Below are 10,764 nucleotides of genomic sequence, written 5' to 3'. Positions count from 1 at the left end.
GGTCGAGGTTGCCCTCGAACTCGCGGAAGATCTGCGCGTACGACTTGCCGACGATGTTGGCGAGGACGTTCAGGCGGCCGCGGTGGGCTTCCTGGCCGTCGACAAGCGCAACGCGGTCGTCGTCGACGCGTCCGGCGTGGCCTTCGAGACCTCCGGCCTCACGGTCGAGTTCCGCTGGCCGGAGATCCGCGGCGTCCACTACCGGGCGAGCCCGGACGGCAAGGCGCTGATGGTCGCCGTGGTCCACATGGACGGCAGGTTCTACGAGTGCGTGGTGGAGGCCAGGCCCAGGACGCGGCTCCAGGAGTGGTTCCCGCAGCTGGCCTGGGTCCTCGGTCACTACCGTCCGATGGGGTAGGGGCCGCTACGGCAGCCCGTGCACATGCGGACCCACCGCGCTGGACCACGCGTTGCCGGCCGTGGCGTCCCAGTTGGTCGACCAGGTCATCGCGCCGCGCAGGCCGGGGTACGTCCGGGGCGGCTTGAAGGTGCCGCAGCCGGTGCCCTTGGCCAGGCAGTCCAGCGCGTTGTTGACCACGGTCGGTGAGACGTAGCCGCTGCCCGCTCCCCGGGTGGAGGCCGGCAGGCCCAGGCCCACCTGGGAGGGGGCGAGGCCGTTCTCCAGCTGGATACAGGCCAGGGCCGTCAGGAAGTCGACCGTGCCCTGGCTGTAGACCTTGCCGTCGCAGCCCAGCATGGAACCGCTGTTGTAGTACTGCATGTTGACGACCGTGAGGATGTCCTTCACGTTCAGCGCGGTACGGAAGTACCCGTTGGACGTGGACTGCATGTCGATGGTCTGCGGCGCCATCGTGATGATCAGCGACGAGCCCGCCTTCGCCGAGAGCGACCGCAGCGCCTGCGTCATGTAGGTCGCGTTGAGACCGTTCTCCAGGTCGATGTCGACGCCGTCGAAGCCGTACGTCTGCATCACGGAGTACACGCTGTTCGCGAAGTTCGCCGCCGAGGCCGCGTCGTTCACCGCCACCGTGCCGCGTTCACCGCCGACCGAGACGATGACCTTCTTCCCGGCCGCCTGCTTGGCCCGGATGTCGGCCTTGAACTGGTCGACGGTGTAGCCGCCGAGACCGGCCGAATCGAGGTTGAAGGTCACCGCGCCCGGCGTCGAGGTCGCGTCCGCGAAGGCGACGGCGATGATGTCGTACTGCGCCTGGACGTCGGCGAGCTTCTGCACCGTCGCGCCGTTGTCGAAGTTCTGCCAGTAGCCGGTCACCGCGTGCTGGGGCAGCGCCGGGCCGGGGCCGTTCGGCTTGTTCGTGGTGGCCGTCACCGCCGTCGACTTCGGCGACTCACCGGCCCCGTTCGTCGCCGTGACCTGGAAGGAGTACGACGTCGAGGCCGCGAGCCCGGTCACGGTCGCCGAGGTGCCGGAGACCGCGGTCGCCTTCGTGCCGTCGCGGTACACGGTGTAACCCGTCGCCCCGGAGACGGCGTTCCAGGCCAGCGACACCGACGAGGACGTCGTGCCGGAGACGTTCAGGCCGCCCGGCGCGGAGGGGATCGTCGGGCCCGGGTCCGTGCCCCCGCCACCGTCGGGGCCGAAGACCGACACGTCGTCCGCGTAGTACGCCGCCTGCCCGTACCAGCCGTGCGTGTACACCGTCACCGAGGTCGTCGAGGAGCCCGTGGTGAAGGAGGCCGAGAGCTGCTTCCAGGACGAGGAGTCGGGCGTCCAGGTGGACACGTCGGTCGTGCCCGTGCCGGTCACGCCGAGGTAGGCGTACCCGCCCCGGACCCAGGCGCCCAGCGTGTACGTCGAGTTGGGCTTCACCCGTACGGTCTGGGCGCACCGGGCGTTGTCCTGCCCCGAGGGGGTCGCCTGGAGCGCGGCCGCGCCGGTGCGCACCGGGGAGGAGACCGTTGTGCCGCTGCCCGCCGAGCAGGTCCAGTCGCTCAGGCCCGACTCGAAGCCGGCGTTCCTGGCGTTGTTGACGTCGGCGGCGCTGGCCTGGCCGACGGTCGTGACAGTGAGGGCCAGGGCAGCCGTGACGGCACCCGACCAGAAACGCAGGGATCGTCTGTGTGGGGACATGACAAGAAAATGGTCCAGACCAAAGCGGCTGTCAAGAGGTCCAGACCAACCTGTCCAGCCGCAGTCCCACCGCGCATCCCCCCGGCGGCACCACGGCCGACATCCAGAACGCCGCGCCCGTCGGGTCCAGCGCGCTCGGCCGCCGGGCCGGCAGCAGCACCTGTGCCGCCGCCGGAACCGCGCACGCCGCCGCCAGGTGCCGTACAGGCATCTCCCGCCACGGCTCCGGATGCACCCGCGCCGCCGCTCAGGTGGCCAGCACCACGCACACCGGGTTCGGCGGATGCACCAGGGCCGGCGCCGCACCGAACAAACCCACGTCCTCCGGGCCGACCAGCGGATCGTGGACCAGCGTCATCTGGACGTGCTCGGTGAGGACGAGCACCACGATGCCGACGGCTCAGCAGCGCACGAGGTCCATCCGTCGCCCCCGGTGATCTCGAACCAGAGCAGGATCGCGAAACCGGCCGCGGCCTCCCGCAGCCCGCGGGGCCAGGGCCTGCGCCTGGAGCATTGGGGGGCAGGTGCCCCGGCCCGCCACCGTCGCCGTGCCTGCCGGGACGTGGGGGTCGTAGGTGACGGTCACCGGGCCGCCCTCCGTCGTCGACGTGCCCGCCAGGTCCTCGAACTCGACCTGCGCGCCGTCGGTCGTACGGAAGACGACGAAGTGCCGCCGGGCGTCCGGAGCGCTGATGCGGCTCCGTCTCCACCCGGACGCACTCGCCCTCCGGAGCGCTGATGCGGCTCCGTCTCCACCCGGACGCACTCGCCCTCCGCCCGGACACCGCGCCGCAGCACCCGCGACACCGTCATCAGCCGCCGCGCGTACGTCCACGACAGCGCGCCGAACAGCGCGACGAGCAGGGTGAGTGCGACGTATCCGGCGCCCGGCACCTCCACGGCTGGTGCACCTCGACCGAATCGGTGATCCGGTCCAGGTCCCCGTCCGGCAGATCCCCTGCTCGGCGTCGATCCGGATCGCCCGTACGTCCGTATGCCGCCCCCGTCCGCCGTACGGCACCCTCCCCGCCCGGTCCACGTGTGTTTTCGGACGGCGAGCGTAGGTTCGCGACAGGCGTGGATCCTCGGGGTCCCGACGCAGGCCCACCGTCACCGCTGGGCCGGGCGGGACCCGCCGCCCGGGGCCGCCCGAGCCCGCCGAGCCGACCGGCAAGATGCTCAACCTGCCCCGTTTTGACGCATCTTGTGCAACGACAGTTGCTCCTCAGCTACACAAACGCTGTTCTCCGGTCACAGAGCCGTGGATACAGTGCTGAGGTAGTCACGCAGTGAAGTCGACACGGTGCGCCGGAGTGACACCCGGCGTTCCGACGGGCATGGGGAAACGGGGAGCTGCGCGTGCCAACTGCCATTGCCGTGACCAGCGCCGACATGGCGCTGCCGCCACAGGATGAACGCACCCTGCCCGCCGTCGTGCTGCGGGACGTCGACCGACGCCCTCTGGAACAGGCGCTGGCCGAGATGCAGGCCCTGGTCGAGCACCACGGCCATGTGATCGTGGTCTGCTCGCAGGCCGCGCCCACCGCGGTGCGGCGACGGCTGCACACCCTGCGCTCCCTCATGGAGACCGACCGCATCGCCCTGTTCCGGCCGGACCTGCCGCCCCTCGGACTGGCCGTCCTCGCCCGCCAGTTACGGCAGCTCGCCTCCTGCGACATCAGCCCCGGCGTGCTCGCCTCCGCCGGCCGGCTGCTCGTCCACTACATCCACGCCGGCGCGCTGCTCGGTTCCGTCGCCCGCCTCGACCGCGTCCCCGTCGGCCTGAAGTCGCACGCCAAGTCCTGGGTGCCCGGCAGCCAGTTCGGCGTCCTCGCCCACCCCGAGCCACAGCTCGTCAAGATCACCCCAGAAGCCGCCCTCCCCGGCCCCGAGTTCGGCACCTGGATGCTGGTCGCCAAGGGGCAGCTCCAGTCCGACTGGGTCACGGGCACCCTCGCTCCCTCCTGGAAGGTGCAGGGGCTGCGAGAGACCCCGCTCCCGGCCGAGTCGCCCGGCTGGTGGGGCACCGGCAAGCTCATCGAGTTCTGCAGCTACCTGCCCGACCTGTCCGTGCTCTACCAGCTGGTCACCTCCGTCCGGCGCAGCCAGTGCCACTGGTGCGGCATCGACGTCATCGGCGACCGCTGCGTGTTCTGTTCGGCCACGCCCCCCGTCAACGACAGCCCGCCCCGCAAGCAGCTCGAGAACCGAACGGCCGTCGGGTGAGGCCTGACCCCGCTCGTCAGCACTGTTCCGATCCCGCTCGACCGATATCCCCAACGAGGTTGTACGGTTCATGAACTCCCGTCAGCGCCGCGGCGTGATCCTCCTGCTCCTGTCGATCGTCTGCGCCCTCGGCGCCTTCGCCGGCGTGCTCTCCGTCATCAGCGACGTGAAGTCGAAGGTCGGCCCCGAGGTCACCGCCTACCGGCTGAAATCCGACGTGCCGCCCTACACCACCCTCAGCACGGGCCAGTTCGAGAAGATCAAGATGCCCGAACGGTGGCTGTCCGACAACGCGGTCACAGATCTGCGGGAGATACAGGGCAAGATCGCCGTGACCACGCTGGAAGCGGGCTCCCTGCTCCAGTCCGACATGATCGTCCACCGGCCGGCCCTCCAGCCCGGCCAGCAGGAGGTCGCCATCATGATCGACGCGGCGACCGGCGTGGCCGGCAAGATCACGCCCGGCGCCTCGGTCAACGTCTACGCCACCTTCGAGGGCGCGCGCGAGGGCGACCCCGACCAGTCGAAGATCATCGTCACCAACGCCAAGGTCCTCGACGTCGGCCAACTGACCGCGCTCAAGCCCGACGAGTCCAACCGCACCCGGCAGCCCACCGACGCCGTCCCGATCACGTTCGCCCTGTCCGCCCTCGACGCGCAGCGCATCACCTACGCCGAGTCGTTCGCCAAGCGGGTCCGGCTCGCCCTCGTCGCGCCCGGCAGCGACACCACCGTCCCCGAGCGGGACCGGACGTACGAACTCGCGAAGGACAAGTGAGAGGCTGCCATGCCCACGAGGATCCTCCCGGCAGTCGGTGACACGGACGCGGTCCGGTCGATCACGACACTGCTCAGCCAACTCCCGGACGCCGAACCCGTCGCCCCGGTGGTCGACTCCACCCAGCTCATCGACACCCTCGCCCGCCTCGCCGCCGAGTCAGTCGACGAACTGCCCGAGGTCGTGGTGGTGCACGAGCGGATCGGTCCCGTCCCGGCGCTGGAGCTGATCCGCGAAGTGGCCCTGCGCTTCCCGGCCGTCGGCGTCATCCTCGTCACCTCCGACGCGAACCCCGGCCTCTTCCAGGCCGCCATGGACTACGGCGCCCGCGGCCTGGTCGCCCTCCCGCTCAGCTACGAGGAACTCGCCAGCCGCGTCCAGGCCGTCGCCCAGTGGTCCGTCGGCGTACGACGCCACCTGGGCGCCGGCGGCGACGTGTTCACCGGCGTCGGCGGCACCGTCGTGACCGTCAGCGGCGCCAAAGGCGGCGCCGGCACCACCCTGACCGCCATCCAGCTGGCCCTGGCCGCCCAGGCCTCCGGCCGCAGCACCGCCCTGGTCGACATGGACCTCCAGACCGGCGATGTCGCCTCCTACCTGGACGTCCAGTTCCGCCGCTCCGTCGTCGACCTGGCCGCCATCGCCGACATCTCCCCGCGCGTCCTGGCCGACGCGGTCTTCCGCCACGACACCGGCCTCGCCCTGCTGCTCGCCCCCGCCGAAGGAGAACGCGGCGAGGACGTCACCGACCGCGCCGCCCGGCAGATCGTCAGCGCCCTGCGCTCCCGCTACGAGGTCGTCGTCATCGACTGCGGCGCCCAGCTCGGCGGCGCCGGGGCGGCGGCCGTGGAGATGGCCGACCGGGCCCTGCTGATCACCACCCCGGACGTGGTCGCCGTGCGGGGTGCCAAACGGGCCGTGCGGATGTGGGACCGGCTCCAGATCCGCAAGGCCGAGGAGACGACCGTCGTCGTCAACCGGCACTCGCGCGGTACGGAGATCCAGCCGCCCCTCATCCAGAAGATCACCGGCACGGCGGTCGCGGCCACCGTGGTCCCCGCCAACTTCAAGGAACTGCAGAGCGTCGTGGACGCGGGCCGTATCCACGAACTGGAGAACAAGAGCTCGGTGAAGCAGGCCATGTGGGGCCTGGCGGGCGAACTGGGCCTGGTCAAGGCCCCCGACGGCGCACAGAAGGCGGGCCGGGGGTTGCGGGGCGGGGACCGGGGGTCGGTGAGCTTTCGGCGGAGGAGGGAGGGGTGAGGGTGCTCTCAAGAGAGCGGTGGGAGCGGGACAAGGGTCAGGTGACCATCGAGTTCCTCGGGATGACACCGACCATCATCGTGACGCTGATCGCGCTGTGGCAGGTCGTCCTCGTCGGCTACACCTACATCCTCGCGGGCAACGCCGCGGACGAGGCCGTACGGCAGGCCACGGCGGCCGAGCCGGGAGCGCGGCAGGGCGTGTGCGAGGCGGCCGGGCTGAAGCATCTGTCGGATGCGTGGCGATCCGGGGCCGAGGTGACCTGCCAGGGTTCCGGCTACGTGACGGCCGACGCGCGCCTTCAGGTCCCGGTCCTCTTCCCCGGCACGCTGACCTTCGGGTTCACGGTCCACGGCCACGCCGGGGCGGTCGAGGAGGCGAAACCGAGATGACCGGTATCCGCAAGCACCGCGACCGCGGCCAGGTCGCCATCGAGTACATCGGCTTCCTGCCGATCCTGCTGATCGTCGCCCTGGGGGCCGTTCAGCTAGGCCTGATCGCCTACACGGCCCAGCAGGCCGGCACGGCGGCCAGGACGGGGGCGCGCAGTGCGTCGCTGGAGGGGCCGTACGAGACGGACTGCCGGGCGGCGGTGAGCAGCTGGCTGGCCGACGAGACCAGTTGCCCGGCCTCCTACGGCGGGGAAGAGGTGACGGTCACGGCCACCGTGCAGATCCCGTCCCTCGTGCCGGGCTGGAAGTTCGACCCGGCCGTCAAGATCGCGACGATGCCGCTCGACCACTGAGCAACGAGCTAGGAGCACCCGACTCATGAGCCTGCGAGCACGGATCAACACCCCCGAGGAGAACGGCAACCGGGGCGAGGACGGCAACATGGTCGCCTCCTACCGGGCCAAGCTCCTGGAGGAGATCGACCTCGCGGAGATGAGTTCGCTGGCCGCTGCCGAGCGCCGGGCACGGCTGGAGCGGGTGCTCGGGCACATCATCAGCCGCGAGGGCCCGGTCCTGTCGACGGTGGAGCGCGCGCAGCTGATCCGCAGGGTGGTCGACGAGGCGCTGGGCCTCGGCATCCTGGAGCCGCTCCTCGAAGACGCGTCCATCACCGAGATCATGGTCAACGGCCCGGACGCGATCTTCGTGGAGCGCGGGGGAAGGGTCGAGCAGCTGCCGTTGCGCTTCGCCTCCAACGACCAGCTGATGCAGACCATCGAGCGGATCGTCTCCACGGTCAACCGCCGCGTGGACGAGTCCAACCCGATGGTCGACGCCCGCCTCCCCTCCGGCGAGCGCGTCAACGTCATCATCCCGCCGCTGTCCCTGACCGGCGCCATCCTCACCATCCGCCGCTTCCCGCGCTCCTTCACACTCCAGGAACTGATCGGACTCGGCTCGCTCGACGAGCACATGCTGTACCTGCTGGCGGGCCTGGTGCAGGCGAAGTTCAACGTCATCGTCTCGGGCGCGACCGGCACGGGAAAGACGACCCTGCTCAACGCGCTCTCCGGGCTGATCCCCGACGGCGAACGCATCATCACCATCGAGGACTCCGCCGAACTCCAGCTCCAGCAGGCCCACGTCATCCGCCTGGAGTCGCGCCCGGCGAACGTCGAGGGCAAGGGCCAGATCAGCATCCGCGACCTCGTCCGCAACTCCCTGCGCATGCGCCCCGACCGGATCGTCGTCGGTGAGGTCCGTGGCGGCGAGTCCCTCGACATGCTCCAGGCGATGTCGACGGGCCACGACGGCTCGCTGGCCACGGTCCACGCCAACAGCGCCGAGGACGCGCTGATGCGGCTGCAGACCCTGGCCTCCATGTCGGACGTGGAGATCCCCTTCGTGGCGCTGCACGACCAGATCAACAGCGCGGTCGACGTCATCGTGCAGCTGACCCGATTCGCCGACGGCGCCCGCCGCATCACCGAGATCGCGCTGATGGACAGCCACGGCAGCGACCCGTACCGGCTGGTCACGGTCGCCCGCTTCAACGCACAGCCGATGAGCCCCGACGGCCGTATCCACGGCGCCTTCGAGTACCACCCCCTCCCGCGCCGCACCGCCGACCGCCTCTACATGGCGAACCAGCCCCTCCCGCAGGCGTTCGGCATCGCCCGGTCCGCGGACCAGCTAGCCACCCGAGAAGCCAGGTAGGACCGACCGATGGAACTGCAATCGCTCATCACGCTCACCACCGGCATCACGCTGCTGACCTGCGTCCTGGTGGTCGTCGGCCTGCACTCCTACGCCACGGGCAAGGCACAGCGGCAGGCCCTCGTCGACCGCCTGTCCGCCACCGGCCAGGTCCCGGCGGGCGGCAGACGCCGCAACTTCCGCGGGATCGACCGCCGTCTGCGGCGCACCAAGCTCGGCAAGAAGCTGGAGCTGCGCCTGGCGGCGACCGGCCTGGACATCACCCCGGGTGAGTTCTTCGTCTACATGCTCGCCACGGTCGCGAGCCTGTGGCTGATCGGCCAGGCGGCCCTGGCCCCCTTCTTCGGCCCGCTGGCCGGCCTGCTCGGCATCGGGGTGGCGGTCCAGTTCCTCAACTGGCAACGCCAGAAACGCATCGAGAAGTTCATCAACCAGCTCCCGGAGATGGCCCGGATCCTGGCCAACGCGACCCAGGCGGGACTGGCCCTGCGTACGGCGATCGGGATGGCGGCGGAGGAGATGGAGGCCCCGGCCGGCGAGGAACTGGGGAAGGTGTCCAACCAGCTGGCGGTCGGCGCCTCGATGGATGACGCGCTGGGCGAACTGGCCGACCGCCTCCCGTCCCGCGAACTGGTCGTCCTCGTCACCACCCTGGTCCTGTCGAACCGGGCGGGCGGCCAAGTGGTCAGCGCCCTGCGCAACCTGACGGAGACATTGGAGGAACGCAAGGAGACCCGGCGCGAGGTCCGCACCCAGCTCTCCCAGGTCACCATGACGTCGTACGCCGTCCCGGTCCTGGGCGTCGGCTCCCTGTTCCTGATGAACGGGGTGAAGGACGGCGCCCTGGACCGCATGACCGGCTCCTCCTTCGGCCAGGCGGCGGTCATCATCGCCTTCTCGCTCTACGCCGTCGGCTTCGTCCTCATCCGCCGCCTGTCCCGCATCGACGTCTGAGAACCAGGAGGCAACCATGGGACTGCTTCTCGCCCTGCTGATGGGCCTCAGCGTCTGGGGCGTCTTCGCCGGCATCCGCATGTACCGCGCGGAGGCCAAACTGCCCGGCGACCTCGCGCTGGCCCTGGAGGTCGGCTCCACCCGCACCGGCGCGGTCGACTCGCTCATCGACCGCATGGGCATGCGCTACGCGCCCGCCGTCCTGCGCCTGATGGGCCCGAAGCAGGTGGCGAAGTACCGCCGCAAGATCGACCTCGCGGGCAACCCCGGAGGCCTGACGATCGACAGATACGCCGCGCGGCGGGCGGTCTACGGATGCCTGGGAACCGTGGGCTTCCTCGTCTTCCTCATGCGGGGCCAGCTGCTGGTCGCCCTGCTCCTGCTGGCCTTCGGCGCGTTCTGGACGGAGGTCGGCATCTGGTCGGCGATCCGCATCCGCAAGGACGTCATCGAACGGACCCTGCCGGACTTCCTGGACGTCCTCGCGGTCGTGGTGAGCGCGGGCCTCGGCTTCCGCCAGGCGCTGGACCGGGTCGCGTCCCGGTACGAGGGCCCCTGGGCCGACGAACTGCGCATCACCCTGCGCCAGATGGACCTCGGCATGAGCCGCCGCCAGGCCTTCGCGGAGCTGCGCCGCCGCAACGACTCCGAGCAGGTGGCGATGTTCGTGACGGCGCTGCAGCAGGGCGAGGAACTGGGTGCGCCGATCGTCGACACGCTGGTGTCCCTGGCGAAGGACATGCGCCGCACGGACGCACAGAATGCCCGCCGCAAGGCGGCCCGGGCCGTCCCCAAGGCCACGATGATGATCACGACCTTCATGGTCCCGGCCACGATGCTCCTGCTCGGCGCGGGTCTGATCCTCGGTTCGGGCACGGACTTCGGCTCGGTGACGGGGAAGTAGGGGAAGGCGACGGTATGTCGATGGCAGGGGAGCGGGCGGGTCTGCTGGGACGACGCCGCCGTCGGGCCGAGCAGAACCCGGAGATCACGACGCCCCCGGCGGGGACGGTGCTGCCCCCGCATGTCCGCACGGGTGCGCCGGACGTACCGGTGACGTCCGTGACGCCCGCCCTGCCGCCGGGGTGGGAGGCGGCCGGGGGGCCGACGTTGCAGATGAAGGGGGGTGGGCACCGACAGGCGGCAGCGGGTCGGAGGTCTGCGGTGGATGCCCTTGCGCGGGGGCCGATGCCGACGGCAGACGGTCCACGGGAGCACGCTCACGGTCGCTCCGCCTCCGATGGCGCCGCGCCTCCACAGGGGCCGCCCGCGCCGGACGACGCCGTACCCCCACAGGGGCCGCCCGCGCCGGACGACGCCGTACCCCCACAGGGGCCGCCCGCGCCGGACGACGTCGGCCGCACGAGCGGTCCTGTGGAAGC

11 protein-coding genes and 1 pseudogene are annotated in these 10,764 nt (G+C 70.8%); 9 read left to right on the top strand and 3 right to left on the bottom strand.

The features are described 5' to 3' along the window. Positions 1–358 (top strand): annotated as a pseudogene (locus ABZ281_RS20165) (hypothetical protein); the annotation flags it as partial. Between the two features lie 6 nt (positions 359–364). Here ABZ281_RS20165 and ABZ281_RS20160 read toward each other — a convergent pair. Genes ABZ281_RS20160 through ABZ281_RS20150 form a run of 3 tightly spaced genes read right to left on the bottom strand, consistent with a single transcriptional unit; the run spans position 365 to position 2,441 of the window. Continuing rightward, positions 365–2,053, bottom strand: a complete 1,689-nt coding sequence (locus tag ABZ281_RS20160) for a glycosyl hydrolase family 18 protein (protein ID WP_356657294.1) — start codon at positions 2,051–2,053, stop codon at positions 365–367. A gap of 31 nt (positions 2,054–2,084) precedes the next feature. Next, positions 2,085–2,264: a hypothetical protein gene (locus ABZ281_RS20155; protein ID WP_356657292.1), complete on the bottom strand. Its 180-nt coding sequence runs from the start codon at positions 2,262–2,264 to the stop codon at positions 2,085–2,087. 36 nt (positions 2,265–2,300) lie between these two features. Beyond that, a complete protein-coding gene (locus tag ABZ281_RS20150; RefSeq protein ID WP_356657290.1) occupies positions 2,301–2,441 on the bottom strand; it encodes a hypothetical protein in 141 nt (46 codons plus the stop codon). A 1,004-nt stretch (positions 2,442–3,445) separates the two neighbouring features. Between ABZ281_RS20150 and ABZ281_RS20145 the strand changes: the two genes are divergently transcribed. The 8 genes from ABZ281_RS20145 to ABZ281_RS20110 all read left to right on the top strand — a co-directional run bounded on the left by ABZ281_RS20145 (position 3,446) and on the right by ABZ281_RS20110 (position 10,286). Next, positions 3,446–4,279, top strand: coding sequence for a hypothetical protein (locus tag ABZ281_RS20145; RefSeq protein WP_356657296.1), 834 nt, complete (start codon positions 3,446–3,448; stop codon positions 4,277–4,279). A 70-nt stretch (positions 4,280–4,349) separates the two neighbouring features. Beyond that, positions 4,350–5,057, top strand: a complete 708-nt coding sequence (cpaB, locus tag ABZ281_RS20140; protein WP_356657288.1) for a Flp pilus assembly protein CpaB — start codon at positions 4,350–4,352, stop codon at positions 5,055–5,057. Positions 5,058–5,066: 9 nt separating this feature from the next. Continuing rightward, positions 5,067–6,320, top strand: a complete 1,254-nt coding sequence (locus tag ABZ281_RS20135; protein ID WP_356657286.1) for an AAA family ATPase — start codon at positions 5,067–5,069, stop codon at positions 6,318–6,320. Continuing rightward, positions 6,317–6,712, top strand: coding sequence for a TadE family protein (locus ABZ281_RS20130; protein ID WP_356657284.1), 396 nt, complete (start codon positions 6,317–6,319; stop codon positions 6,710–6,712). Before ABZ281_RS20135 ends, ABZ281_RS20130 begins: the two co-directional genes overlap by 4 nt. Continuing rightward, complete coding sequence (locus ABZ281_RS20125; RefSeq protein ID WP_356657282.1) at positions 6,709–7,065, top strand: TadE family protein; 357 nt, start codon at positions 6,709–6,711, stop codon at positions 7,063–7,065. The genes ABZ281_RS20130 and ABZ281_RS20125 overlap by 4 nt, the downstream gene beginning before the upstream one ends. A 25-nt stretch (positions 7,066–7,090) precedes the next feature. Then, entirely contained in the window at positions 7,091–8,428 is a 1,338-nt protein-coding gene (locus tag ABZ281_RS20120) for a CpaF family protein (protein ID WP_356657280.1), read from the top strand. Positions 8,429–8,437: 9 nt separating this feature from the next. Continuing rightward, positions 8,438–9,382 carry a type II secretion system F family protein gene (locus tag ABZ281_RS20115; RefSeq protein ID WP_356657278.1) on the top strand — a complete coding sequence of 315 codons (945 nt, stop codon included), beginning with the start codon at positions 8,438–8,440 and terminating at the stop codon, positions 9,380–9,382. Between the two features lie 16 nt (positions 9,383–9,398). Beyond that, complete coding sequence (locus tag ABZ281_RS20110; protein ID WP_298571077.1) at positions 9,399–10,286, top strand: DUF5936 domain-containing protein; 888 nt, start codon at positions 9,399–9,401, stop codon at positions 10,284–10,286. The last annotated feature ends 478 nt before the right edge of the window (positions 10,287–10,764 follow it).

This window comes from Streptomyces sp. NPDC006265 (genome assembly GCF_040613555.1).
GTDB lineage: Bacteria > Actinomycetota > Actinomycetes > Streptomycetales > Streptomycetaceae > Streptomyces.
The sequence above is the reverse complement of the archived record's forward strand: the minus strand, read 5'-3'. Positions and strand labels throughout refer to the sequence as shown.

Excerpts from the sequence above, each read along its gene's own strand:
- ABZ281_RS20145 (WP_356657296.1), top strand. The coding sequence starts at position 3,446 with ATGGCGCTGCCGCCACAGGATGAACGCACCCTGCCCGCCGTCGTGCTG.
- ABZ281_RS20110 (WP_298571077.1), top strand. The coding sequence starts at position 9,399 with ATGGGACTGCTTCTCGCCCTGCTGATGGGCCTCAGCGTCTGGGGCGTC.
- ABZ281_RS20115 (WP_356657278.1), top strand. The coding sequence starts at position 8,438 with ATGGAACTGCAATCGCTCATCACGCTCACCACCGGCATCACGCTGCTG.
- cpaB (WP_356657288.1), top strand. The coding sequence starts at position 4,350 with ATGAACTCCCGTCAGCGCCGCGGCGTGATCCTCCTGCTCCTGTCGATC.
- ABZ281_RS20160 (WP_356657294.1), bottom strand. The coding sequence starts at position 2,053 with ATGTCCCCACACAGACGATCCCTGCGTTTCTGGTCGGGTGCCGTCACG.
- ABZ281_RS20135 (WP_356657286.1), top strand. The coding sequence starts at position 5,067 with ATGCCCACGAGGATCCTCCCGGCAGTCGGTGACACGGACGCGGTCCGG.
- ABZ281_RS20125 (WP_356657282.1), top strand. The coding sequence starts at position 6,709 with ATGACCGGTATCCGCAAGCACCGCGACCGCGGCCAGGTCGCCATCGAG.
- ABZ281_RS20120 (WP_356657280.1), top strand. The coding sequence starts at position 7,091 with ATGAGCCTGCGAGCACGGATCAACACCCCCGAGGAGAACGGCAACCGG.
- ABZ281_RS20155 (WP_356657292.1), bottom strand. The coding sequence starts at position 2,264 with ATGCCTGTACGGCACCTGGCGGCGGCGTGCGCGGTTCCGGCGGCGGCA.